The organism is Cryobacterium sp. PH29-G1 (genome assembly GCF_030063365.1).
Classification (GTDB): domain Bacteria; phylum Actinomycetota; class Actinomycetes; order Actinomycetales; family Microbacteriaceae; genus Cryobacterium.
Genome location: NZ_JASISY010000015.1, coordinates 19768 through 44408, shown reverse-complemented (window position 1 = coordinate 44408; position 24641 = coordinate 19768). Strand labels below are relative to the sequence as shown.

Annotated in this window: 19 protein-coding genes and 2 pseudogenes; 9 read left to right on the top strand and 12 right to left on the bottom strand. The window is 66.2% G+C overall.

Annotation, left to right across the window (positions count from 1 at the left end):
• The first annotated feature begins 28 nt into the window (after nucleotides 1-28).
• Nucleotides 29-1339 (top strand): DUF4032 domain-containing protein, encoded by a 1311-nt coding sequence (locus QMK22_RS15255; RefSeq protein WP_283498507.1) that lies wholly within the window; start codon nucleotides 29-31, stop codon nucleotides 1337-1339.
• A 144-nt stretch (nucleotides 1340-1483) separates the two neighbouring features.
• Here the strand turns inward: QMK22_RS15255 and QMK22_RS15250 are convergent, their stop codons facing one another.
• From QMK22_RS15250 to QMK22_RS15230, 5 genes are all read right to left on the bottom strand, one after another.
• Nucleotides 1484-2470 carry a type IV toxin-antitoxin system AbiEi family antitoxin domain-containing protein gene (locus QMK22_RS15250; RefSeq protein WP_283498506.1) on the bottom strand — a complete coding sequence of 329 codons (987 nt, stop codon included), beginning with the start codon at nucleotides 2468-2470 and terminating at the stop codon, nucleotides 1484-1486.
• 215 nt (nucleotides 2471-2685) lie between these two features.
• On the bottom strand, nucleotides 2686-3819 hold the full coding sequence (gene rlmB, locus QMK22_RS15245; RefSeq protein ID WP_283498505.1) for a 23S rRNA (guanosine(2251)-2'-O)-methyltransferase RlmB: 1134 nt from the start codon (nucleotides 3817-3819) through the stop codon (nucleotides 2686-2688).
• On the bottom strand, nucleotides 3819-5234 hold the full coding sequence (gene cysS / locus QMK22_RS15240) for a cysteine--tRNA ligase (protein ID WP_283498504.1): 1416 nt from the start codon (nucleotides 5232-5234) through the stop codon (nucleotides 3819-3821). The genes rlmB and cysS overlap by 1 nt, the downstream gene beginning before the upstream one ends.
• Nucleotides 5231-6583, bottom strand: coding sequence for a 2-C-methyl-D-erythritol 4-phosphate cytidylyltransferase (gene ispD / locus QMK22_RS15235; RefSeq protein ID WP_283498503.1), 1353 nt, complete (start codon nucleotides 6581-6583; stop codon nucleotides 5231-5233). Before ispD ends, cysS begins: the two co-directional genes overlap by 4 nt.
• A 130-nt stretch (nucleotides 6584-6713) precedes the next feature.
• Nucleotides 6714-7196, bottom strand: coding sequence for a CarD family transcriptional regulator (locus QMK22_RS15230; RefSeq protein WP_283498502.1), 483 nt, complete (start codon nucleotides 7194-7196; stop codon nucleotides 6714-6716).
• Nucleotides 7197-7373: 177 nt separating this feature from the next.
• Here QMK22_RS15230 and QMK22_RS15225 point away from each other — a divergent pair, with 177 nt between their 5' ends.
• Nucleotides 7374-7919, top strand: coding sequence for a hypothetical protein (locus QMK22_RS15225; RefSeq protein ID WP_283498501.1), 546 nt, complete (start codon nucleotides 7374-7376; stop codon nucleotides 7917-7919).
• A 77-nt stretch (nucleotides 7920-7996) separates the two neighbouring features.
• On the opposite strand, the gene QMK22_RS15220 is transcribed toward QMK22_RS15225, so the two are convergent.
• Nucleotides 7997-8680 carry a response regulator gene (locus QMK22_RS15220; protein ID WP_283498500.1) on the bottom strand — a complete coding sequence of 228 codons (684 nt, stop codon included), beginning with the start codon at nucleotides 8678-8680 and terminating at the stop codon, nucleotides 7997-7999.
• Entirely contained in the window at nucleotides 8677-9867 is a 1191-nt protein-coding gene (locus tag QMK22_RS15215) for a sensor histidine kinase (RefSeq protein WP_283498499.1), read from the bottom strand. Before QMK22_RS15215 ends, QMK22_RS15220 begins: the two co-directional genes overlap by 4 nt.
• Nucleotides 9868-10047: 180 nt before the next feature.
• Between QMK22_RS15215 and phoU the strand changes: the two genes are divergently transcribed.
• Entirely contained in the window at nucleotides 10048-10704 is a 657-nt protein-coding gene (phoU, locus tag QMK22_RS15210; protein ID WP_283498498.1) for a phosphate signaling complex protein PhoU, read from the top strand.
• A gap of 380 nt (nucleotides 10705-11084) precedes the next feature.
• Here the strand turns inward: phoU and QMK22_RS15205 are convergent, their stop codons facing one another.
• Nucleotides 11085-11837, bottom strand: coding sequence for a phosphoglyceromutase (locus tag QMK22_RS15205; protein WP_283498497.1), 753 nt, complete (start codon nucleotides 11835-11837; stop codon nucleotides 11085-11087).
• Between the two features lie 191 nt (nucleotides 11838-12028).
• Here QMK22_RS15205 and QMK22_RS15200 point away from each other — a divergent pair, with 191 nt between their 5' ends.
• Nucleotides 12029-13477, top strand: coding sequence for a DMT family transporter (locus QMK22_RS15200; protein WP_283498496.1), 1449 nt, complete (start codon nucleotides 12029-12031; stop codon nucleotides 13475-13477).
• Between the two features lie 189 nt (nucleotides 13478-13666).
• Nucleotides 13667-16015, top strand: coding sequence for an LPXTG cell wall anchor domain-containing protein (locus QMK22_RS15195; RefSeq protein ID WP_283498495.1), 2349 nt, complete (start codon nucleotides 13667-13669; stop codon nucleotides 16013-16015).
• Nucleotides 16016-16167: 152 nt separating this feature from the next.
• Here the strand turns inward: QMK22_RS15195 and ygfZ are convergent, their stop codons facing one another.
• The 4 genes and pseudogenes from ygfZ to QMK22_RS15180 all read right to left on the bottom strand — a co-directional run bounded on the left by ygfZ (nucleotide 16168) and on the right by QMK22_RS15180 (nucleotide 19140).
• Nucleotides 16168-17541 carry a CAF17-like 4Fe-4S cluster assembly/insertion protein YgfZ gene (gene ygfZ / locus QMK22_RS15190; RefSeq protein WP_283498494.1) on the bottom strand — a complete coding sequence of 458 codons (1374 nt, stop codon included), beginning with the start codon at nucleotides 17539-17541 and terminating at the stop codon, nucleotides 16168-16170.
• A gap of 413 nt (nucleotides 17542-17954) precedes the next feature.
• A pseudogene (locus QMK22_RS17620) lies at nucleotides 17955-18356 on the bottom strand (nitrobindin family protein); the annotation flags it as partial.
• A 189-nt stretch (nucleotides 18357-18545) separates the two neighbouring features.
• Nucleotides 18546-18743: pseudogene (locus tag QMK22_RS17615) on the bottom strand (heme-binding beta-barrel domain-containing protein); the annotation flags it as partial.
• A gap of 142 nt (nucleotides 18744-18885) precedes the next feature.
• The gene (locus QMK22_RS15180; RefSeq protein ID WP_283498492.1) at nucleotides 18886-19140 is read right to left on the bottom strand and encodes a hypothetical protein; all 255 of its coding nucleotides are present in this window, start codon (nucleotides 19138-19140) and stop codon (nucleotides 18886-18888) included.
• 72 nt (nucleotides 19141-19212) lie between these two features.
• Between QMK22_RS15180 and QMK22_RS15175 the strand changes: the two genes are divergently transcribed.
• The 4 genes from QMK22_RS15175 (at nucleotide 19213) to QMK22_RS15160 (ending at nucleotide 24586) form a co-directional block, all read left to right on the top strand.
• On the top strand, nucleotides 19213-19905 hold the full coding sequence (locus tag QMK22_RS15175; RefSeq protein ID WP_283498491.1) for a response regulator transcription factor: 693 nt from the start codon (nucleotides 19213-19215) through the stop codon (nucleotides 19903-19905).
• Entirely contained in the window at nucleotides 19874-21046 is a 1173-nt protein-coding gene (locus tag QMK22_RS15170; RefSeq protein WP_283498490.1) for a GNAT family N-acetyltransferase, read from the top strand. Before QMK22_RS15175 ends, QMK22_RS15170 begins: the two co-directional genes overlap by 32 nt.
• 421 nt (nucleotides 21047-21467) lie before the next feature.
• Complete coding sequence (locus QMK22_RS15165; protein ID WP_283498489.1) at nucleotides 21468-23639, top strand: RNA degradosome polyphosphate kinase; 2172 nt, start codon at nucleotides 21468-21470, stop codon at nucleotides 23637-23639.
• Nucleotides 23639-24586 carry an NUDIX hydrolase gene (locus tag QMK22_RS15160; RefSeq protein WP_283498488.1) on the top strand — a complete coding sequence of 316 codons (948 nt, stop codon included), beginning with the start codon at nucleotides 23639-23641 and terminating at the stop codon, nucleotides 24584-24586. Before QMK22_RS15165 ends, QMK22_RS15160 begins: the two co-directional genes overlap by 1 nt.
• The last annotated feature ends 55 nt before the right edge of the window (nucleotides 24587-24641 follow it).

The window sequence follows — 24641 nt, the reverse complement described above, 5'->3', positions numbered from 1 at the left end:
CGTTTTTTCGTAAGTTAGGCGCACAATAATGAGCGGTTCCCTCAATATCATCTCGGCCACGGCCGACCCTGCCCTGCTTGATCTGCCGTGGCAGCTCCCCCTCGACGCGTGGCCGAACGAGAACATCGCTTCACTGCCCAAGGGCATCTCGCGCCACCTCGTGCGGTTCGCCCATCTGAGCGGACGGGTGGTGGCCATCAAAGAGACCACGAGCGAGATGGCCAAGCGCGAGTACGACATGCTGCGCACCCTCGATCACCTCGAGATTCCGTGCGTCGAGCCGGTCGCTGTTATCACGAATAGAACGGATGCCGACCTCGAGCCGCTCAATTCGGTTCTCGTCACCCGGCATCTCAAGTTCTCGCTCCCCTATCGCGCCCTGTACTCGCACGCCTTGCGGCCGGACACCGCGACCCGGCTGGTCGACGCCCTCGCCGTGCTGCTGGTGCGGCTGCACATGATCGGATTCTTCTGGGGCGATGTGTCGCTCTCGAATACCCTGTTTCGCCGTGACGCCGGCGCATTCGCTGCCTACCTCGTCGACGCCGAAACCGGGCAATTGTATTCGGGCGGGCTCTCCAACGGTCAACGCGAGAACGACCTGGAAATCGCCCGGGTGAATATTGCCGGCGAGCTGATGGATTTGGAAGCCGGCGGACGCGTCGCCGACGAGCTGGATCCGATTCGGGTCAGCAATGGAATCGTCGCCGCGTACCGCCTGCTCTGGAAGGAGCTGACCGGGTCGGAGTCGTTCTCCAACTCCGAGCGCTGGCGCATCGCCCAGCGCGTGCAACGTCTCAACGACCTCGGCTTCGATATCGAGGAGCTGACCATTAAGACCGACAGCCTCGGTACGAGCGTGCGCATTCAGCCGAAGGTTGTCGATGCCGGGCACCATCAGCGTCGGTTGCTGCGCCTGACCGGCCTGGACGCCGAAGAGAATCAGGCCCGCCGCCTGCTGAACGACCTGGACTCCTACCGGGCCGCCTACGGCGTGGCCGGTGCCGACGAAGAAATGGTCGCGCACGAATGGCTCGTGCGCGTGTTCGAACCGGTGGTACGGGCGATTCCGGAGGAGCTCCAGGGCAAGCTCGATCGGGCACAGGTGTTTCACCAGTTGCTCGATCACCGGTGGTACATGGCGCAGAACCAGTCCAGGGATATCCCGCTGGCCGAGGCCGTGACCTCCTACGTGCAGGACGTGCTGCGGTTCCGCCGCGACGAAGCGACCGTGATCGACCCGCTCACCGGTGCCATCACACTGCCGATTCGTACACAGCTCGGCGACGACACCTCGGCTGATCCCGACGATTCCGACGACTGGATGCTCAAGGTGTAGCCCGCCCTCCCCCGCCCTTATTGCCCCGTCCTTATTGCCCGGGCCCGGGCCCGGAAACTGGGCCCATGCTAGATCATGGGCCCAGTTGCATAAGGTGGGCCCAGCTGGAGGGGCAGCGCGGGGGTCACGCATCCGCTGCCCGTTTTAGGCTCGTGGAACGTCGTGCTCGACCAGGAAATCGCAGAATCGGCGGGGCGAATAAGCCGTGTCCCAGTCCCAGCGATCGAAGCTTTGAGCCAGCGGGCGCAGCAAGTTCTCGCGATTCTTTTCAGCGATGACGACGTCGGATGGATCGCGGTCGCCGAGCACCGCGCCTCGGGTGTACTTGAGTGCGCCGTCGAATTCGCCCATCTTGCCCACGCTGCGCCAGTAGAAGTCCACCCAATAGTCACGCCCGTGCACGACGAAGCGAACCTGCAGTTCGGGCACTTGAAAGCCCAACTCGGCGATCCGCACTCGGCTCAACGACTCACCAGGGTTGGCCGAGAGCGCATCCGCGAAGTCGATGACGCGGCGCACCCGCACACTCCCGGTTCGCGGATGCACCGCCGCAAGTTCGGTATACAGGTCGTTTTTGCCGAGAGCGGGGGCGCTGAGGCGGCCCCGGCGGCGTTCCTCCTGCGCCCGTTCCTGCTCGACACGCAGGGCATGGTCCATCATGGTGACGCCGACGAGAAAGCTTGAGGTCGCCGCCACGTCGATCAGGGTGCGCGCGAGGCTGGTGGCAGCGCATCCGCTCACCGCAACAGGCTCGGGTTCAACCACGCTGCGGTGACTCGTCGTGAAGCGGGCGCTGCTGCCCCCGGCGGCGTCATTGTTGATCGCGTGTACGACCTTCGGCCACGGTCCGATGATGGGCAGGTGGTACAGCGCCGCCGCGGACAGGTGTGACAGCAGCAGCGGTTGTTCCGCCGCGAGCACGGTGGCGTGAATGAATAGTCGATAGCGATCGTCGTGGGGTGCCGCGCGCCACGCCGACCCGATGGCGTAGATTCCGCGACGGATGCGTACCAGCTCGCCGCTGGCCAGCAGCGCGCGCACGGCGTAGGTCGTGAGGCCAGAGGAACGCAGGGACTCGGCGAGGATGAGGCCGTCGTTGCGGGCACTCGGCACATTCAGGATGTCAAGCATGGACGCAGTCTCACCCGATACCGGTGGCTGCGGCGGGACGCGGCGAGATCTGTGGTTCGGGGGCGATGGCATCCGCTGTGGAGGACGCGCGCGCACGCCGCCCGGCCCACCACGCGCCGGGCCCACCACGCGCCGGGCCCACCTTATGCAAGTGGGCCCATGATCTAGCATGGGCCCACTTTCCGGGCCCGGGCCCGGGCAATAGAAATAAGGGACTAGAGCTTGGCGGCCTTGGCCTTCTTGATTTCAGCTCGGAGGCGAGACACCTCGTACAGGGTCACACCGGCGGCGATTCCGGCGTTGAGCGACTCGGTCGCAGCGCTGATCGGAATCGAGACGATCGCGTCGCAGGTTTCGGTGACGAGGCGGGACAGCCCCTTACCTTCGCTGCCGACGACGATCACGATCGGGCGTTCGGCGAAACCGATGCCGAGGTCGGGCAGCGACACATCGCCGCCACCGTCGAGTCCGAGCACGAACACGCCCTGCGCTTTGAGCGCCTTGAGCGTCTGGGTGAGGTTGCTCGCCATGGCGACGGGCGTGCGGGCCGCGGCGCCGGCGCTGGTCTTCCAGGCTGAAGCCGTGACACCGACCGAGCGTCGCTGCGGCACGATGATGCCATGGCCGCCGAACGCAGCGGTCGAGCGGATGATCGCGCCCAGGTTGCGCGGGTCGGTGATGCCATCCAGAGCCACGAACAACGGCTTGTGGCCGCGGCTGATGGTGAGTTCCAGCAGCTCCATCGGGTGGGCGTATTCGTAGGCGGGGACCTTGAGCGCGAGGCCCTGGTGCACGGCGTCGCGTCCGGCGAGACGGTCCAACTCGGGGCGCATGACCTCGAGAATGGGGATGTTGCGGCTCGTCGCCATGAGCAGCACCTCCTTGACCCGCTCATCCATTTCGATGCGCGCCGCGATGTAGAGCGTCAGCGCCGGAATCTTCGCGCGCAACGCCTCCAGCACCGAGTTACGACCGGTGACGATCTCGTGCTCATCGATCTGCTTGGCCCGACGCGTCGAGGATCCGCCGCCGCCGGTGTTGCCGGTGCCGCGCTGGGGTGCACCCTGCGATGATCCGCGTGCGCCGCCCCGGGGCGCGCTACCGCGAGGTGCGGTGCCACGGTTGCTGCCGGCATCCGCAGCGGGGCGCGAGTTGAAACCGCCGGCCGCGGTGAAACGGTCGGCAGCGGCTTTGCGCTTGCCGGCGGGGTGGTACGGACGGTCTTCGGCCTTGGGCGTGGGCTTCTTGCCCTCGAGCGCCTGACGGCCCTGGCCGCCGGAGCCGACCTGGGCTCCGCGGCTGCCCTTGCGCACCGCTCCGGTACGCGATTTGCGGTCTAAGTTCTTCATCAGTCAAAGCTCCAATGGGCACCCGACGGGGTGTCTTCGATGGTGATTCCGGCGGCGACGAGTTCGTCCCGGATTCGGTCTGCGGCCGCATAGTCGCGGTTTTCCCTGGCGAGGTTGCGGTCGCCGAGCAGTCGCTCGACCAACGCGCTCAGGGCCACCATGGCCGGTTCGTCCGTCGCCACGGCCCAGCCGGGCGACAAAGGGTTGATTCCCAGTACTTCGCTCATCGCGAGTACTTCACTGCGAGCGGATGCTGCAGCGTGCAGGTCTTCGGCGTCCAGCGCCGCGTTTCCGGCCCGCACGGTGTCGTGGAGCACACCGAGGGCCTGCGGAACGGCGAGGTCGTCGTCCATGGCCGCGGCGAAGTCGTCGGGAACGACCTCGACGCCACTGCCGGCGAACCGGGTACCGGCCAGCCGACGGTCGGCGCGGTCCAGAAAACTTTCAACGCGTTCCAGCGCCGCTTCGGCTTCGGCCAACGAACCATCGTTGTAGTCGATGGTGGATCGGTAGTGGGCGGCGCCCAGAAAATAGCGCACCACGATGGCGCGGGCTTGATCGAGCAGTTCGGCCGCGTAGACCGAGTTGCCGAGCGACTTGGACATCTTCTGCCCGTTCACGTGCACCAGGCCGTTGTGCACCCAGTAGTTCGCGAAGTCCCGGCCGGCCGCGTTGGATTGGGCCATTTCGTTCTCGTGGTGCGGAAACCGCAGGTCGATACCGCCGCCGTGAATGTCGAATTGGTCGCCGAGGTACCGGGCCGCCATGGCCGAGCATTCGATGTGCCAGCCCGGACGGCCCGTACCCCACGCCGACGCCCAGCCGGCCGAAGCCGGCTCGCCCGTCTTGTAGCCCTTCCACAGGGCGAAGTCACGCACATCGCGCTTGGCGCGCGGGGAGGCATCCGCGGCCGGCTCCATATTTGCCGGCGACTGGTGGGTGAGAGAACCGTAGGCGGGCCAGCTCGCGCTGTCGAAGTAGACGTCGCCGGACTCGTCGGGGGCGACATAGGCATGGCCGCGCTCGATCAGGGTGGCGATCAGGGTCTGCATCTCGGAGATGCTCGCGGTGGCACGCGGCTCGTAGGTCGGAGCAAGAATGCCCAGGCGCTGGTAGCCGGCGGTGAATTCGAGCTCGTAGCGGTAGGCGAGAGCCCACCACTGCTCGTTGGAGCCCTGAGCGTTGATCAAAATCTTGTCGTCAATATCGGTGACGTTGCGCACAAACGTGACGTTCAGGCCGCGATAGCTGAGCCAGCGGCGCAGCTGGTCGTAGACCAGGGCGCTGCGCAGGTGGCCGATGTGCGGGCTGGATTGCACGGTGGGTCCACAGACGTAGATCGAGACCTGACCCGCGACGAGGGGGACAAAGTCACGCAAGGCTTGAGCCTTCGAATCGTACAGTTGCATGGTCACGCCTCCCAGTTTAGGTCAGGGGTCTGGGGCTGCTGCGGCGGGCGGGCAGACGCACCCACCGACCCGGCCTGCGGCGCCGGGTAGAGCAGCGCGGTCGCCGTGGCCGCAATGCCTTCGCCTCGGCCCGTGAAGCCGAGCGCATCCGTCGTAGTGGCGGCAATATTGACCGGTGCCGAGAGGATGCCGGCCAGTTGCGTTTCGGCTTCGGCACGACGCGGCGCGAACCGGGGGCGATTGCCGATGATCTGCACCGAGACGTTACCGACGAGGTAGCCGGCGGCGGCGACCAGACGCACGGTTTCGGTGAGGAAAACGTGCCCGTGCGCACCATCGAAGCGGGGATCGGCGGTGCCGAAGATGCTGCCGATATCGCCGAGTCCGGCCGCGCCGAGCAGGGCATCACAGATGGCGTGCGCGGCGACATCGCCGTCGCTGTGGCCGCTGAGGCCACGCTCCCCCGGCCAGTGCAGGCCGGCCAGCCAGAGCTCAGCCTCATCGTTTTCGCTCGCGAAGGCGTGCACGTCGAGGCCGGTGCCGATGCGCGGCCGGAGCACGGCCGGAGTCGGGGCGACGGACCCCAAAATCTGGTCGGCCCGCTCCAGGTCTTCCGGCGTGGTGATCTTGAAGGCGAGCGGATGCCCGGCAATCACGTTCACCGGGTGTCCGGCGTCGGCCACGAGCGCGGCGTCGTCGGTGAGCGCCTCGAACCGGCCGTTTTGCACGGCCCAGGCCCGAGCGGCCGTGAGCATGTCTCGGGGAAAACCCTGCGGGGTCTGCACCGCAGACAGCTCGGAGCGATCGACGGTGCCGAGGATCGCCCCGGACGCGGCCACGCGTTTAATGGTGTCGACCACCGGAAGGCCGGGAACGATGCCGTGCCCGGTGGCGCGCACCGCGGCGACCACCTCGTCGCACAGGGCTGCCGGGGTCAGGGCACGGGCGGCGTCGTGCACGAGCACGATCTCAACGGTCGGCCACAGAGCGTTCAGGCCCTGGTCGACGGACTCCTGCCGGGTGCGTCCGCCGGCGACGATGCTCAGCGCTCGGGCGGGCCTCGCGTGACGGGCGCCGGCCTGCGTGGCGATGGCGCGGGCATCCGCTGCCCGGTCGCCGGGAGCGACCACGATGATCTGCACCGATTCGTTCATGCCGAGAATGGAATCTAAGGCGTGACCGAGCAGAGTGCGCATATGCAGCACAACGAATGCTTTGGGTTCGGCATGGCCGAGGCGGGTTCCGCTGCCGGCGGCGACCACGATAACGGCGACCGTGGGCGCAGCGGCGGCGGAAACGGGTTCAGCCCCGGCATCCGGTAGCGGCGCGGCCGGTGAAGCGAAAGGAACAGTCATATCTGGAGGGTATCTATCTGGGGGTTGGGCGGAAAGGCAGCGTAGACGAGTTAAATCGAACGCGCACAAATCGAACATGCAAAAGGCGGCGCCGGTCGGCGCCGCCTCTTACGAAGCAAAAATAAGAAAACTAGGAGGCGAGGACCTCGTCGAGAACGGTGGAGGCCTTCTCCTCGTCGGTCTTTTCGGCCAAGGCCAACTCGCTGATGAGAATTTGGCGAGCCTTGGCCAACATGCGCTTTTCCCCGGCAGACAGACCACGGTCCTGGTCGCGCCGCCACAGGTCACGTACAACCTCGGACACCTTGATCACATCACCACTGGCAAGCTTTTCAAGATTGGCCTTATACCGGCGGGACCAGTTTGTGGGCTCTTCGGTAAACGGTGCGCGCAGCACTTCGAAGACTCGGTCGAGGCCTTCTTGGCCGATCACATCGCGCACGCCGACCAGATCGACGTTTTCGGCGGGAACCTCAATGGTGAGATTGCCCTGAGTGACATTCAGCTTGAGATACAGCTTTTCTTCACCCTTGATGATGCGGGTCTTCACCTCGGTGATCATCGCTGCGCCGTGGTGGGGATAAACGACGGTTTCGCCAACCTCAAACAGCATGGATGTGATCCCTTCAGCAACTTACAGGATACCACAGCTAAAGGTGCTACAGTACGCGCGCTCCCGCGAGGCGCGGCCGACGACATTTGTGCGCCCACACACGCCGCTAAGCTAGTGACAAAGCGAATTCTGCAGCATCGGCTCACCGTCGAATGCTGCTTCAGTAGTGGAGGTCTTGTGAGAGCGCGCATCGCTGCATCCGTTGTATTGGCGGCTGGCATTCTGTTGGGCACGAGTGCGTGTGGGTTTTTCGCACCGCAAGCCACCCTTCTTCACTACAACGCGAGTGACGGGGTGAGCGGGGACGTGGGCGAGATCCACATTCGCAACGCCCTGCTGCTGTCGACCGACGGCGAATTGGCCAACCTGGTTGTCTCCGTCGTGAACCCGACCGACACCGTGCAGAGCCTGCTCGTGCAGTACGAGTCGAACACCGGAAAGGTGTCCCAGCAGGTTCCCGTTGAGGCGAACACCACGGTGACATTCGGCACCGACGGTGCCCCCTCGGTGATTCTGGAGAACATGAACAGCCAGCCCGGCTCGCTGTTCCCGGTGTATTTTCAGTACGCTGACGAGACCGGCATCGAGCTGCTCCTACCGGTACTGGACGGCATGCAGGGCGAATATTCCACCCTGCTGCCCACGGTCGCACCCACCGAAACACCGGCGCAGTCGCCGGTCCCGTCGGAGGTTCCCACGCCGACAGCCACGCCCGCCGCGTAGCACCGCAGATCAGGCACAGATCAGGCACAGATCAGGCCGCCATCCCCTCGGGGACGGCGGCCTGATCTGTGTCAGGGCTACGCTTCGAAGCGGTAGCCGAGACCGCGCACGGTGACGAGCATGATCGGGTCAGACGGCGCCGCCTCAATGCGTGAGCGGATGCGTTTGATGTGCACGTCAAGCGTTTTGGTGTCGCCGAAGTAGTCGGTCCCCCAAACCCGGTCGATGAGCTGGCCGCGCGTGAGCACGCGCCCGGCATTGCGCAGCAGAAACTCGAGCAGTTCAAACTCTTTCAGCGGCATGTTCACGAGTTCGCCGGAGACCGTCACGGCGTGACGTTCCACGTCCATGCGCACCGTGCCGGCCGTGAGCATGGTGTCGACGTCGGTCTCGCTCTGATCTTCGTGACGACGCAGCACCGCACGAATTCGAGCGACCAGTTCGCGGGTTGAATAGGGCTTGGTGACGTAGTCGTCGGCGCCGAGCTCCAGCCCCACCACGATGTCGATCTCGGAATCCTTCGCCGTGAGCATGATGATCGGCACCGTCGAACGGGTGCGAATCTCTCGGCAGACCTCGGTGCCGGGGATGCCCGGCAGCATGAGGTCGAGCAGAATGAGGTCGGCGCCGTTCTGATCGAATTCGCTGAGCGCGCTCGGTCCGTCTTCGGCCACAACGACCTCATACCCCTCACGTTCGAGCAGAAAGCTCAACGGTTCACTCAGGGCGCTCTCGTCTTCAACCAAGAGGATGCGTGTCATAGTGTGTCTCCTGCGGCCGCACGGGCGACCGGTCGCGATTTGCTCGGGCGTGGTTCGATGATGGGCTGTGCCGCCTCGGGGAGGCGGATGGTGAAGGTGGATCCGCTGCCGGGCTGCGACCAGACGCGGATGTCGCCGCCGTGGTTCTGCACGACGTGTTTAACGATGGACAGGCCCAAGCCCGTACCGCCGGTGTGGCGGGAGCGGGCCTGGTCGACGCGGAAGAAGCGCTCAAATACCCGGTCCAGGTCGGCTTCGGCGATGCCGACCCCCTGGTCGGTCACGGTGATCTCGACGATGCCCTTCTGCAGCCGCACGCCGACGCCGACCCGAGACCCCTCGGCGGAGTAGTTCACGGCGTTGGCGACGAGGTTATGCACGGCCACGGTGAGCAGGGCTTCATCGCCGTAGACGCGAGCACCGGATTTCTTGCCGATGACGATCGTGATACGTTCAGCGTCAGCCACGACCCGGCTTTGGTCGACCGCGGCCGCCACGATGTCGTCGACATTGAGATTCTCCGGTTCGGCCAGGGCGTCCTGCGCCTGCAGCCGGGACAGTTCGATGATCTCCTGGGTGAGACGACCCAGTCGGGCCGACTCCGTCGTGAGCCGGTTGGCGAAGCGGCGAACCTGCTCCGGTTCATCCGCTGCCTTGTCGAGCGCTTCGGCGAGCAGACCAACGGAGGCGATGGGGGTTTTCAGTTCGTGGCTGATGTTGGCCACGAAGTCGCGGCGCACCTCGTCGAGCCGAAAAGCTTCGGTGCGGTCTTCGGCCAGCAGCAACACGTAGCGGGTGCCGAGCCGGGCCAGGCGCACGCGAAAGCGCATGCTCGCGTCACCGAACGGGCCGCGGGAGAGTACCAGGTCTTCGGAGATCGGCTCACCGGTGCGGCGCACCGTGCGGGCGAGCTCGAGCAGTTCGGGGTGCACGAGCTGCTGGTTCCAGACCAGGCCGAGGGTGAGGGCACCGGGGCTGGTCTTAATGACGTTGTTCGACGGGTCGAGTACCACCCCGGCGGTCTCGAGGGCATCGAGCACCTGGTCGATACCGTCGGGTACGGCGGGGTTGACCACCTCGGACGCTCGGCGTCCGTGCCGCTCGGCCACGTGCAGCAACGACACGAACCCGGCACCGACACCCAATCCGAGTGCCAGCGACAGCAACACGAGCCACGTCGATTCCATCTATACAGATTACTGACAGTCTTCGGGGCTCGTTCGCAACCAACGCTGCCGCGGCCCTGTACTTTAGAAAGTGTTCAAGTGCACGGCACCTGCCGTTAACCTGAATTCGACATCATAAACCGGTGGCCAAAGCAGGCCACACCGATCGTGCGTGTTCGCGCGGCAAGGAAGGATCACCCCATGCGCGATGTATTCCAACAGGAACTTGCCGAAGTTCAACAGCGTCTCGTTGATATTTCGCGCCTCGTCGCGATTTCGATGGACAAAGCCACCCGCGCCTTCAACGAGAGCGATGTGAGCCTCGCCGAAGAGGCCATCACCGAAGACGAGAAGATTGACGAGCTCTCGGTCGAGCTCGACGAACTCGCCATCACCATTCTGGCGCGCCAGCAGCCGGTGGCTCGCGACCTGCGCATCGTGGTCAGCGCCCTGCGCATCAGCGCTTCCCTCGAGCGGATGGGCGATCTCGCCACGCACATCGCCCAGCTGGCCCGGTACCGCTTTCCGGACAAGGTCATTCCGAAGAGCCTGCGGGGCACATTCGCCGAGATGGGCGCGCTCGACGTGGGGATTGCCAACATGCTCACCGAGCTGCTCACCACCCAGGATTTGCACCTCGCTGAAACGATTCGCAACGAAGACGACAAGGTCGACGCCCTACACCTGAGCGTGTTCGACGCGGTGCTCGGTGAAACCTGGAAGGGACTCGCGGCCGATACCGTGGACGCCACCCTGGCCAGCCGGTACCACGAACGGTTCGCCGACCACGCCGTCTCGATCGCCAAGAAGGTGCAGTACCTGGGCACCGGCGACTGGCACCAGGACGACAACGACTGACTTTTCTCCACGGAAAAGGCCCCGGAGCACCTGCTCACGGGGCCTTTTTCATGGGTCCACCGCTGCTGAGCATCCGCTCTCAGGGCCTTTTCCGTGGGTTCGCCGGGCTGCTGAGCATCCGCTCTCAGCGCCTTTTCCGTGGGTTCGCCGCGGCCGATGCGCATAACTCCTGCAATTTGTACGCCGCCTACAGACGGCCCGCGGAATTGCGCGGAATCTGCTGACACGGCCCAGAATTTGCAGGAGTTATGCGCGGGGACCGGGCGGCTCCGGGCCGGGACCTGACCGGGCCGGGCGGGACCGGGCCGGACGTGGCCGGGCCGGGCGGGACCAAGCCGGACCGGGCCGGGCCGGGCGGGACCGAGCTGCTGGGGCTGGGGCTACTTCTTGTTGCCCTGGGCTGCCACTGCGGCCGCGCCGGCCGCTGCCGCTTCGGGGTCGAGGTATTCGCCGGGGGCGAGCGGCATCAGGTCTTCGCCCAGCTGGTAAACCAGCGGGATTCCGGTGGGGATGTTCAGCTCGGCGATGTCAGCGTCGCTGATGCCGTCGAGGTGTTTCACCAGCGCGCGCAGGGAGTTACCGTGCGCCGTGACCAGTACGGTCTTGTTGGCGCGCAGGTCGGGCGCGATATCGGAGTGCCAGTAGGGCAGCATCCGCTCGACAACGTCCTTGAGGCATTCGGTGCGGGGCAGGTCGGTGCCGAGATCGGCGTAGCGCGGGTCGTGCGCCTGTGAGAACTCGCTGGAGTCGTCGAGCACGGGCGGCGGGGTGTCGTAGGAGCGGCGCCACAGCATGAACTGTTCCTGACCGAACTTGGCCTGGGTCGCCGCCTTGTCCAGGCCCTGCAACCCACCGTAGTGACGCTCGTTGAGGCGCCACGAGCGCTTCACCGGGATCCACATGCGGTCGGCTTCTTCGAGCGCGAGGTTCGCGGTCTGGATGGCCCGGGAGAGCAGGCTGGTGTGCTGCACGTCGGGCAACAGGCCGGCATCCTTGAGCAGCACGCCGGCGCGCGCGGCCTCGGTGGCGCCTTGTTCGCTCAGGCGCACGTCCACCCAACCGGTGAACAGGTTCTGCTGGTTCCACGTGCTTTGGCCGTGGCGGAGAAGGACGAGTGTGTATGGGGCAGACATACGCCAACTCTATCGAGCAAGCGGGCGAATTTCATGACGGGCATTTTCACAGCGGATGCCGACTGAGCGTGCACAAATCGGTGCGGCGGGCAGTCCAACCGGCGTGCCAGCATTCCCACTCGAACGGGGGTGACGCCGACCGGAATGCGTGTTGTAACCTTCAAGCGAATTCTTGTCAGGAGCAGTGCAGAGTGGAATCGGGTCTCGTGCGACGGTGGCTAACCAGACCCGATGTGCTCATGGTGGCCGCGACGGCCCCGACCTACGTGGCCACCCGCCAGGCACTCACGGCGCTGTCCCCACAGGACCTCACCGCCGTGCGATTTCTCGCCGGCGCGGCGATCATCGGGCTCTACCTGTTTGTCACCCGGCAGCGTCTCACCCTGCGACGCCACGACCTGGGGCGCATGCTCGCCGTCGGCCTCTGCGGCTACGCCGGCTACGGCCTGCTGCTGAACCTCGGGCAGGCCACCGTGCCGGCGGGCACCACGAGCCTGCTGCTGAACATTTCACCGGTTTTCGCGTTCATCCTGGGCTACTTCGTGCTCGTGGAACGCACCACCCGCCTCGGCTACCTCGGCATGATCATTGCCGTCGCCGGGGTTGTCGTGATTACCCTCGGCGGAGGCAGCACCAGCGGATTCAACGGCAACTCCCTACTCATCGTCGGTGCCGCCCTGCTCCTGTCGGTCTTTCTCATCGTGCAGCAGCCGCTGTTCGCGCGGGTTGCGCCGGTCGAAACGGTGTTCTGGGGCTGTACCATCGGCGGTGTCGCAACCCTGCCAATGGCCCGGTTCGATGTCGATTCAACCCGGCTGACAGCATCCTTCTGGCTGGCGATCGCGATACTCGTGCTCGTCAGCACCGTGCTCGCCTACTGCCTGTGGAACATCACCCTCGCCCGCACGAGCGTGGCCGAGGGGGGCTCGTTGCTGCTCATCGTGCCCATCTTTTCGCTGTTGCTGGGCTGGATTTTGCTCGGTGAGGTGCCCACGGTGACCGCGCTGATCGGCGGCGGCGCAGCCCTGGCCGGTGTCGTCATGCTGTCCCGGGCCACGTCGCGGCGCGGGCAGGCCGGGCTGGGACTGCTCACCGGGGCGATTCCGGTCGTCGGAGTGCTCACCGGCGCGGTTCCCATCATCGGGTTGCCGCGCGTGCACGAGGAGGTCGCCGAGCTGACCGTGCCGCCCGATCTGGCGACCGCAATGGGCGAGATCGCCACCGAGGCAGCGGATGCCGTCGGCGCCCAGTTGGTCACCATCTCGCTCTGGCGGCCGGAATTCTTCGACCTGGTTCGGGTGTATTCGAGCCGGCCGCACGTGTACCAGGTGGGTGGCATCTCCGCCGATCTAGGATCCGACTGGGTCGAGCAGTGTGCCGTTGAGCGGCGTTCCCTGCTCGCCGCGGATGAGTCCGGTGCCAACACGGATGCTTTCGGGTACCAGAACGCGCTCGCGGCGCTCAACCTCACCGCCGCCATCAACGCGGTCATCGCCGACGGGTCGGAGTTTCTGGGTTGCCTGAACTTTCTCGACTCCTCGGGCGTGTACACCGAGGCGAGCGTCGCGCAGGCCGACGTCTTCGCTGCCCGGCTAGCGCCGCTGCTGCGCCGCGTGGTGGCCTCACTCGCTCGAAGCTGAGGTGGTATCGGGGGCGCACGTCGGGCGGCGCCTCCCCCGATATTATTTTCTGACGGCACCCGCACTGGGGCAGCCTGCCCACCGCTGTGCCCGGGCGCGCCGGGTTAGGGTTAAACATCGGGTCTCCGATGTGGTTTCGGAGTTGTGCTCGTGGGGGGCGAAACCGTTCAGCCTACGAACGGATGCTCCGTGCCAGTTCCCCTGCCCTCCGCCGCACCCCGGCCTACTTCGCCGAAGCGTCGCCGCTCGCTTCGTTCCGCCGCGATGGCGGTGGTCACCGCGCTGGCCGTCACCGTGGGCGCCGGCCTCATCGCCGGCGCGCCGGCTGCCGCCTCGGCCGCCGAAGCCGCCGTGCCGACAACGCTCGGCTCGGAGTTTTTCGTGACCTTCGATGACAACACAATCGACGGCCCGCCAACCCTGCTGCTCTACCTGTCGGGCCCGAACGACTCCACGGTCAGCATCCTCTGGCCCGACGGCGCGTCTTCGACCGAGAGTGTTCTGGCGAACACCGTCACCACGGTGGATGCCACGGCACACTTCGCGGCCTTTCAGAACACCGCTGTTGAATCCCAGACCGGCCGGGCTGCGCATATCACCGCGACAAGTCCGGTCACCATTTATGGCCTGAACCTGAGCACCTATACCAGCGACGCCTTCGTTTCTCTTCCGGTTGAATCACTTGGTATCGCCTACCGCGCCCTGACCTTCGGGTCCTCGGGGTCTCGCCTGTCGGTGGTGGCGACCGGTGCCGGCACGACAACCGTGACCGTGACATCGCAGACTGCGTTGAACGCTCACCCAGCCGGCACGCCGTACGACATCACGCTGGCTCAGGGCGAGGTGTACACGGTCACCGGCACCGGCACCGATGTGAGCGGAACGCTGATCACCGCCGACAAGAAAATCGGCGTCACCGGCAGCACCTTCTGCGTCAACATCGGTTTCAGCGCCTGCGATCACGTGGTCGAGGTCATGCCGCCCATCACTGCATGGGGGATGGATTTTCTGCTTCCCGACTCCATTAACTCGCAGTATCGGGACTCCTACCGCGTGCTCGCCAATGAAGACGGAACCGTTCTCACCCTCGGCGATACCGTGATCGCCACGCTGAACGCCGGCGAGGTGCACACCTTCGGCGGCGCACGCGAGGGCAGCCCGCTCGTGCAGGTACTCACTTCAAACAAGCCGGTACTCGTACTTAACGGCTTCGGTGGCGGCGACTACGCCGGCCAGACCGGCGACCCGGCAACGACCCTGGTGGCACCGACGCGGCAGCTCCTCAAGTCGTACACGGTCGCCACGCCGGCATCCGGTTTCGCCGTGAACACCCTGACCGTTATCGCGAAAACTGACAATGTCGGTACGGTAACACTCAACAACGTAGCCATTGACGCGGCCGAGTTCACGCCCGTCGCCTCCACCGCGTATTCGGTGGCCCGACTGCTGGTTGCACCGGGCAGTTACGCCATCTCGGCGCAGTCGGGCGTGGCCGTTTACGTGGAGGGGTTCAACTCGAACAATTCCTACGCCTATTCCGGCGGGTACGCCAACGTCAACCTGATCGACAACCCGGGCGGCTCCAATCCATTGACCAGCGCCACGATCACCGGCGACCCGGTCGTTGGGCAGATCCTGACCGCCGTCGTCGACGAGGCGCTCCCGCTGACCGACCCGAGCTACATCTGGATGCGTGATGGCGTAGCCATCGACGGCGCCACCAGCGCGGACTACACGCTCGTCGGAGCCGACCTCAACAAGGTCATCTCGGTGGCGGTCACCGGAACGAACGCGCAGTCAGAGCCGGAAACCGCGACGAGCCCGGGCACAGCGGCGATCGTCGCAGGCCCGTTCAGATCGACGGCCGTGCCGACCGTGACCGGCCATGCCGTGGTCAACCAGACGCTGACCGCCTCGGTGCCGGACTGGTCCCCCGTGGCCAGCGAGGTCACCGTGCAGTGGATGCGCGACGGCGTCGCCATCGATGGCGCCACCGCACTGAGCTACCTGCTCGTCGCCGAGGATGAAGGCACCACGATCAGCGTCGCCGTCACCGGCTCCAGCACCGGCTACGTCACCGCGACCACGGTCAGCGCCATGTCCATCGCCGTGACGCCGGCAGCGAGCAACACGACACCGGCGCAAACCCTCACCGCCGGCGACGGCGGCATGATCGCCGTGTCCGGAGTTGACTTCGTCCCCGGCGAAACCGTGGAAGTGTGGCTGCACTCCACGCCGGTTCTGCTGGGCACCCTCGTGGCCGCTGCTGACGGAACCGTCACCGGCAGCTTCGCCCTCCCCGCCGCAACACCGGCCGGCGTTCACCACATCGTGCTCATCGGGCTGCTCTCCGGCAGCGTCACCTCGGCCGACATCACCGTGACCGCGCCCGCCGTCGTGGCGACGAGTTCGCTGGACACCGCGCTGCCCACGACCGGCATCAACGCCGGCCTCACCGGCTGGGTCGCCTTGCTGCTCGCGCTCAGCGGACTCGCACTCGTCTTGGCCCGCCGACGCCGGGTGCGCGCGCGCAACTAAAGCGGTCCCCCCGGGGAAAGCTGATCAGAACGGATGCTGCCACCCGCGTGTTTGCGCGGGTGGCAGCATCCGCTTAATAAGAGGGACTGCTGCGGGCTTGGACGAGGATCTTCGCGGTTGTGACCGGCGACCGTGGCAGTTCGCCCGGCGCTCTAGTGGCCGGGGGTGCGGATGCCGAGGCGGGGCAGGCGCGGGATGTCGGCGACGGATCCGGCCGACTGCGGCACGATGATCTCCTGGCTGGCGGAGATACTGATTCCTTCGGACTCGACGTAGAGCGTGGACCCGGCCGGAATGGTGCGCTTGATCACGGCGAGCGCAATCGGCCCCAGCTCGTAGTGGATGGCACTGGACGTGATCGTGCCGACGGTGACCCGCTCGGGTTGCGTCTCGGGACGAACACGGTCGGCCTGCACCGGGTCGCCCGGCGCCGGCAGTACGCCCTCGGATCCATCGAGGTGCAGCATGACCAGACGGCGCGGCGGGTGTCCGAGGTTGTGCACCTTGGCCACCGTTTCCTGCCCGCGATAGCAGCCCTTATTCAGGTGCACGGCGGTGCGCAGCCAGTCCAGCTCGTGCGGGATGCTCTTCTCGTCGACCTCGCGGGCGCGGCGCGGGCGCCAGGCAGCGATGCGCAGCGCTTCGAGCGCGAGCAGACCGGCGGGGGTGACGATCACAGGTGCTGGCGTGTTCGTTCCAACGGTGGCCGCTGTTGCGGGTTCAGCCGATGCTGCGGCGTCGACGGGCGCGTTCGCCGCGGCTGGAGTGGCGGTCGTGGCGGTCGTTCCGGTGGAGGCGGTCGTTCCGGTGGAGACGGTCGAGGCGGTCGTTCCGGTCGTAGCGGTCAGCGTTCCGGCGGCGAGGGCGTCGCGCAGGGCGGGCAGGCTGGCGCGGGGCATGAGAGTTTCGGTGTAGGTCCAGCGGGTTCCGGGGTGCTCGGGGGTTTCCGCGTACTGGTACCCGCCGCGGGCGACCGCGGACCACGGGTCGACCCAGGTGAGTGGTACGTCGTTCGGGGCGGCGGCGGTGATCCCAACGGAGGCCGGGGCATCCGTCATCGCACCGATTGTGGCGTAGGCGAGGGTGTGGTCGACGATCTGCACGCGCAGCATGAACTTCATGCGGTCGAGGAACTTCTGCAGGCCGGGCAGTTCGGCGGCCTCGACGAGCAGCCAGGTTTCGACGCCGTCGTCGAGCACGCGGATGGCGTATTCGAGGTGGCCCGTGGGGTCGAGCAGCAGCATCTCGGTGGATTCGCCGGCGGCGAGCGAGCGCAGCTCCTGACTGGCGATCGAGTTGAGCCAGGTCAGCCGGTCGGGGCCGGAGATGCCGAGCACTCCGCGGTGCGAAAGGTCGACGATGGCGCGACCGGCGACGAGCGACCGCTGTTCGATCATGGGGTTGCCGTAGTGGGCGGCGACGCCGGCGTCGATGCCTTCGGCCTGAACCGCGCCGGGCACGCCGAGCAGCGGGGAGGCGGGGGCCAACGGTGCGGAGGGCACTGTGGTGGCTGCCGGGTCAGTCATGTCGCTCAATTCTGCCGACCCGGGTTGAGTTGAGGGGCGGCGATCGTGCAGGTGGGGTGTGCTCGAGGCACTACGTCTCTACCTCTGTCAACAGTACGGCCAGACGTTTTATTCGCGCTGTGTGACGATCTGCGAGAGCGGATGCACCGCGCGGCCCTCTGCGCGCGCGGCCGGGCCCACCTTACGCAACCGGGCCCATGATCTATCCTGGGCCCAGTTTCCGGGCCCGGGCCCGGAAAGACGAAAAGGCGCGCGCGCGGTGCCGGAGCGGATGCGCGCAGGCCCCGAGCGGCCCGCCGGGACACGCACCGCACACGGACGCATACAGGCGCCGGGCCCACCTTATGCAACTGGGCCCATGATCTATCCTGGGCCCAGTTCCCGGGCCCGGGCCCGGGCAGAAAAAGAGGGGGCTACTCTACTCGGGCCAGGCGGCCGGAGGCGTGCGTGCGCAGGTCCTGGCCGAGAGCGGCGATGTCCCAGGCCCAGAGCAGGTGATTGTCCACCAGGCCGTACATGCGGGTCGCGGCCGCGTAGGGTTTGGCGCCCGCGGTGCGCAGCACGGCGTCCGTCGCGAGATCGATGCGCGGGCCCTTGACCTGGCCGAGGTAGAGCTCGGCCACGCCGCCGGGGTGCACGAGGGTAGCCTCAATGTCGAAGCCGCCATCACGGTTGCGCAGCGTTTCCACCGCCGCGGCCGAGGTGAACGGACGCTCGCCGGTTCCGGGCAGCATGCCGGGGCCCGGGTCGCCGTCGCCCTGATGCCGGCTGAGCCGCCAGTAACCGGTTTCGGTGACCAACGGTGTTCTCTCGTCGGATAGCAACTCGGGCGGCAGGATCGACGCGGACCGCGCGGGGGGTGCCGCAGCGGGCGTTTCCGCGGACGAGGCGGCGAGCGCGGCGGCATCCGCTGTCGCATCCGGCGAAGTGACAGCGGACGAGGCGGCGAGCGCGGCAGCATCCGCTTCGGAGGCGAGGCCGGCAGTATCCGTTGTGGCGGGCGTTTCGGGCTCGAGCCAGGTGTACGAGCTGTAGTTCAGGTGCGGCAGGCCGTCGTGGCTGAAGCTGATGCGGTGACCGAAGGTACGGCTGACCGATTCTTCGCCGATCTTGTATTCGAGCACGCCGGAACCTTCCCAGACTCCGATCAACCAGGAGAGGGGAACGAGTTCGGACGGCAAGCCGACCGGGAGGTCAAACATGCGGACTTACCGCTGCCCCCGGAACAGTTTGAAGACGACCATGCCTGATACCCAGGCGATCGACAAGCTGGCCAACCCGAGCAGGCCCAGGAAGAAAAGTTCAAGCGCTAACAGATCCATGCTGCGAGTCTAGTGCGAGCGGTCAGAGCGCAGCGACGACGACGGTCGCGACCACGAGAATAACGATGGCTCCCGTGATGCTCACGGTGACCCGCAAGACGTAGCCCTCTTTGCTGCCGGTGGCAATCTGCAAGGCCAGCGTGACGAGGGTACACACGGCCAGGGTGAGTCCGATCCAGCCGATGGCGGAGGCCGGCGTGGCGAGAATTATGGTGAGGATTGCGCCCACAATCGCCAGTACCCACACGGTCGCGATCGTTTTCCAATGCCAGTTCACGTTTCTATTGTGCCTGACCGCCTTGGTTCCATGGCACGCTAGAATGAAATTCGAGATACTTGGAGGGCGCGAGTGGCGCAGTTGTTGATCCTGACCTCGGCGGCCAACAATGACGTGCTCCCCGCCCTGGCGCTGCTATCGCACAGCGCAAAGCTTATTCCCGCTCAGGCGGACCAGCTCATCAATGCGCCCGATTCGGACCTCATTCTGGTCGATGCGCGCAGCAACCTCGTCGCGGCCAAGGCACTGTGCCAGATTCTGCACACCATGGGCAGTTCCACGCCCCTCCTCCTCGTGATCACCGAGGGCGGCTTGGCCGCCGTCAGTCCCGACTGGGGTGTCGACGACGTCATTCTCGACACGGCCGGTCCAGCCGAGGTGGATGCCCGCATCCGTTTGACTGCCGGGCGCGTGGCCCGCAGCGAACCGTCGAACACGATTCGCGCGGCCGGCGTCATCATCGACGAGGCGAGCTACTCGGCGAAGGTGCACGGCAAGCCGCTGGACCTCACCTATAAGGAGTTCGAGCTGCTGCGATTCCTGGCGGCGCATCCGTCGCGAGTGTTCACCCGGGAGCAGCTGTTGAGCGAGGTTTGGGGCTACGACTACTTCGGCGGCACCCGCACCGTCGACGTGCACGTGCGGCGCCTGCGGGCGAAGTTGGGCGACCAGGAGTCGCTCATCGGCACGGTGCGCAACGTGGGTTATCGCTTCAATGTGCACGAAGAGAACGATGAACGGGTTCCAAATTCTACGCGCGCTTAGTACAGCGGATGCTGCGGGGCTGGCCGATTTTCATCGGGTCGCCGCGGCCGCTCGCGCGTTCGACGGCTACGCGCCGTTCAACGAGCAGGCGCTCTACGACCTGCAGGACGGCCTCCGCACCGCCTATCTGGTGTGCGTCGCCGAGTCCGCTGACTCGGCAGACTCGCCGAACGCACCCGGCATCGGCGAGGCAGACTCGACCGACGGTGACGGTGCAGCTACCCCCGGCGAGGCAGACTCGACCGACGGTGACGGTGCAGCTACCCCCGGCGTGGCAGACTCGACCGACGGTGACGGTGACGGTGACGGTGCAGCGGCAGCGGCAGCGGCAGCGCACACCGTCGTTGTCGGCGCCGCGCTCGGCGGACGCGGCGAGATTGACTTTGTTATTGCGCCGGACTACCGGCGACGCGGGTATGGGCGGGCGGCGGCACGTGAACTCGCCGACACCGAACCCAACGGAGTGACCGCTTGGTCACACGGCGATCATCCCGCCGCCCGTGCCCTCGCGAGCGAACTGCGCTTCGTTGCCGCGCGCACCTTGTTGGAGTTGCGCAAGCCTCTGACGGGGACGGGGACGGGGACGGGGACGGGGACGGGGACGGCGACGGGCACGGCGACGGCGACGGCGACGGGCACGGCGACGGAGACCGGGACCGCGGCGGGGACGGAGACCGCGGTGGCGGCATCCGCTCTACTGGACGGCGCCGAGATCACGTCGTTCCGGCCGGGGATCGACGACGCCGAATGGGTGGCGCTGAATGCGCTCGTCTTTGCGACGCACCCGGAACAGGGCGCGATCACCGAAGCTGACCTCGCGGCCCGGCAGGGCGAGGGCTGGTTCAATCCCGATGACTTTCTGATTCTGCGCGACAGCTCCGACCGCATGATCGGCTACAACTGGCTCAAAGTGGAGGGTAGCCTCGGCGAAATTTATGTGATCGGGGTGCATCCGGACGCCGCCGGTCGCGGGTTCGGCCGCGGGCTCATGCAGGCCGGGTTGCAGCGCTTCGTCGACGCCGGGTGCACCACCGCCGCGCTCTACGTAGAGGCCGACAGCCTCGGCCCCGTGCACCTGTACCGCGCGCTCGGTTTCGTGGACTATACCGTCGACGTGCAGTACCGCCGCCTCACCGCCTGACGTTGACCGCCTGACGTTGACCGCCTGACCGCCTGACCGCCTGACCGCAGCAGGCTCCATGCCCGCCAGTCGTCGCGCGCATAACTCCTGCAAATTCTTCGACGCCCGAGCGCACCCCCCGCAATTACGCGAATCGCAGCTGCTCCGCGCGCAAATTGCAGGAGTTATGCGCAGAGGGAGCTGGAGAGGATAAAGCGAGGGCCGGGCGAGGGCGAGGGTTGCGGGCGAGGGGCAGGGGCGAGGGGCGAGGGGCGAGAGCTGCGAGCGAAGGGCGGCGGGCGAAGGGCGGCGGGCGAAGGGCAGGGGGCGGCGAGGCAGGGACGGCGCGGCAGGCCGAAATGTCAACGGGTCCCGGAATAATTTCGCACGACGTTCACTCACTTCGTCGCGGTGGCGCCACCAAGGGTGTCAGGATGGACCAATGGACGGCGAAATCACCCAAGCAGACTCGGGTCTTACAGACTTTGACGACGACTTTGACCCACTTTTCGAAAAAGTTGATCCGGCGCTGCCCGACGACCGGTACCTCGACCGCGAACTGAGCTGGCTCGCCTTCAACCAGCGCGTGCTGGAACTGGCCGAGGACGAGACCCTTCCGGTGCTGGAACGCACCAACTTTCTCGCCATTTTCGCCAGCAACCTCGACGAATTCTTCATGGTGCGCGTCGCCGGCCTGAAGCGCCGCATTCTCACCGGTCTCGCAGTGCCGACCAACGTCGGCCGCGCCCCGCAAGACGTGCTCAGCGATATTTCAGCCGCCGCCCACGCCCTGCAGGATCGCCACGCACTCGCCTTCCAGAATCTCGTGCGCCCCGCCTTGGCCGCGGCCGGCGTCGACGCCGTCGACTGGCAGAGCCTCGGCGACGCCGACCGTCGATCGCTGCGCACGTATTTTTCCAACCAGATCTTTCCGGTGCTAATGCCCCTCGCGGTCGACCCGGCGCATCCGTTCCCTTATATTTCGGGCCTGTCCCTCAACCTGGCGGTGCGGGTGCGCAACACCAAGACCGGCAAGCAGGAGTTTGCCCGGCTCAAGGTACCCCCCATGCTGCCGCGTTTCGTGCGCGTGGATCGCAGCGAGTCGGTGGAGCGCATCCGCTATATCGCGTTGGAAGACCTCATCGCCAACCAGCTCGGCGACCTGTTTCCGGGCATGGAAATTTTGGAACACCACGTTTTTCGCGTCACCCGCAACGAAGACGTGGAGATTGACGAAGACGAAACCGAGAACCTGATCAAGGCCCTCGAGAAGGAGCTGCTGCGCCGCCGGTTCGGCCCGCCGATTCGTCTGGAGATCACCGAGGATATGGACGAGGTCACCCTCGGCCTGCTCGTGCGCGAACTCGACGTGACCGAACAGGAGGTCTACCGCCTGCCGGCGCCGCTCGACCTCGGCGGCTTGTTCGACCTGCGCATCGACCGCCCCGACCTGCACTTCGTCAAGCACGTGCCCACGACTGCGGTGCAGCTGCTGCCGAGCGAGCCGAACGCCGAGCAGGACATCTTCTCGGCAGTCGCACGCCGCGACGTGCTGTTGCACCACCCCTACGAGTCGTTTGCCACGAGCGTGCAGGCGTTTCTGGAGCAGGCCGCCGCCGACCCGAACGTGCTCGCCATCAAGCAGACGCTCTACCGCACCTCGGGAGACAGCCCCATCGTCGAGGCCCTCATCGCCGCTGCCGACAGCGGCAAGCAGGTGCTGGCCCTGGTCGAGATCAAGGCCCGCTTCGACGAGCAGGCGAACATCACCTGGGCGCGCAAGCTGGAGAAGGCCGGCGTGCACGTGGTCTACGGGCTGGTCGGCCTGAAAACCCACTGCAAGCTCGCCCTCGTGGTGCGCTACGAGAAGGGCGTGCTGCGGCACTACAGCCACATCGGAACCGGAAACTACAACCCGAAAACCAGCCGCATCTACGAAGACCTCGGCCTGCTGACAGCGGATGCCCAGGTCGGCAAAGACCTCACCCGGCTGTTCAACGAGTTGTCGGGTTACGCCATTGAGAAGAAGTTCAAGCGCCTGCTGGTGGCTCCGCTGCACCTGCGCAAGGCCCTACTCAAAAACATCGCCAATGAAACCGACAACGCCCTCGCCGGCAAGACCAGCGGCATCCGCATCAAGGTCAACTCCATGGTGGACGAGGACATCATCGACGCGCTGTACCGCGCCAGCCAGGCCGGCGTGCACGTGGACATCTGGGTGCGCGGCATCTGCAGCCTCAAGCCGGGCGTCGTGGGCATGAGCGAGAACATCCGGGTGCGGTCGATTCTCGGCCGCTACCTCGAGCACTCCCGCATCTTCTCCTTTCATAACCTCGGCGAGACCCAGGTATACATCGGCAGCGCCGACATGATGCACCGCAACCTGGACCGCCGGGTCGAGGCGCTCGTGCGCCTGGTCGACCCGGAACATCTGGTCGAGATCGAGGGACTGTTCGAACAGGCGATGGATGCGCAAACCTCCAGCTGGTGGCTCGATGAAACCGGCCATTGGACCCGCCACGACGTCAACGAGCACGGCGTTCACCTCGATGATATGCAGAACAAACTGATGCTGCAGATCGGTGCACGCAAGCGGTCGGCGGGGCGTCGCTGATGGCGACCAAGACCGTGGACTCCGCCGTGTACGCTGCCGGAGCCGTCTGCTGGCGTCTGATCGACGGGCGCATGCACGTGCTCCTCATTCACCGCACGGTGCACGGCGACGTGACCATTCCCAAGGGCAAGGTCGATCCGGGCGAGACGCTGCCGCGCACGGCCGTGCGTGAGGTTGAGGAAGAGACCGGCCTGGCCGTGGCGCTGGGTGTTCCGCTCGGGATATCGCACTACGACATGCCCGACGGCCGCACCAAGATCGTGCACTATTGGGCCGCCGAGATCACCCCCGAGGCCATCGCACGCTCAACCTTCGTGCCGAACGGCGAGGTCGCCGCGATCGAATGGGTCACCATTAAAAAGGCCCGCAGCTATCTGAGCTACGCGGCCGACGTCGCCATTCTCGAGACGTTCTCGGCCCTCGTTGATGCCGGCGTGACCCGCACGTTCGCTCTCATCGCGCTGCGGCACGGCAAGGCGGCGCCACGCAACGGCGTGGGTCCAGACGCACGTCGTCCCCTCACCGCGCGTGGGGTGTCGCAGGCGGCCAGCCTGGTCGACACGGTCACCGCTTGGCGTCCGCTCCGCATCATTTCCAGCACCGCAACGCGCTGCGTCACGACCGTGGCTCCGCTGGCCGCCGCCACGGGCATCCCGATCAAACAGACCGATCTGATCAGCCAGGACGCCCTCGAAAACGGTGAAGCGGATGTGCGCACCGTCATCGGCAAACGGGTGCGAGCCCGCAAAACGGTCGTGCTGTGCAGCCACGGGCCGGTGCTCCCGGAGATTCTGCGCGAAATCGCGCTGGCCACCGGCACGCAGACGACGTCGGCCCTGTTCGACGCCGCGGATTTGGACACCGGCGGGTTCTCGATCGTGCACCTGTCGTCGGAGAACCCGGCCGCCGGCATCCTCGCCATAGAGACGTACCCCGCCACGGCGTAGGACGCTCCCCGCGCGCGTCCGTGCGAGGCGCGGGAACGGCGGCACCGTTATCGCT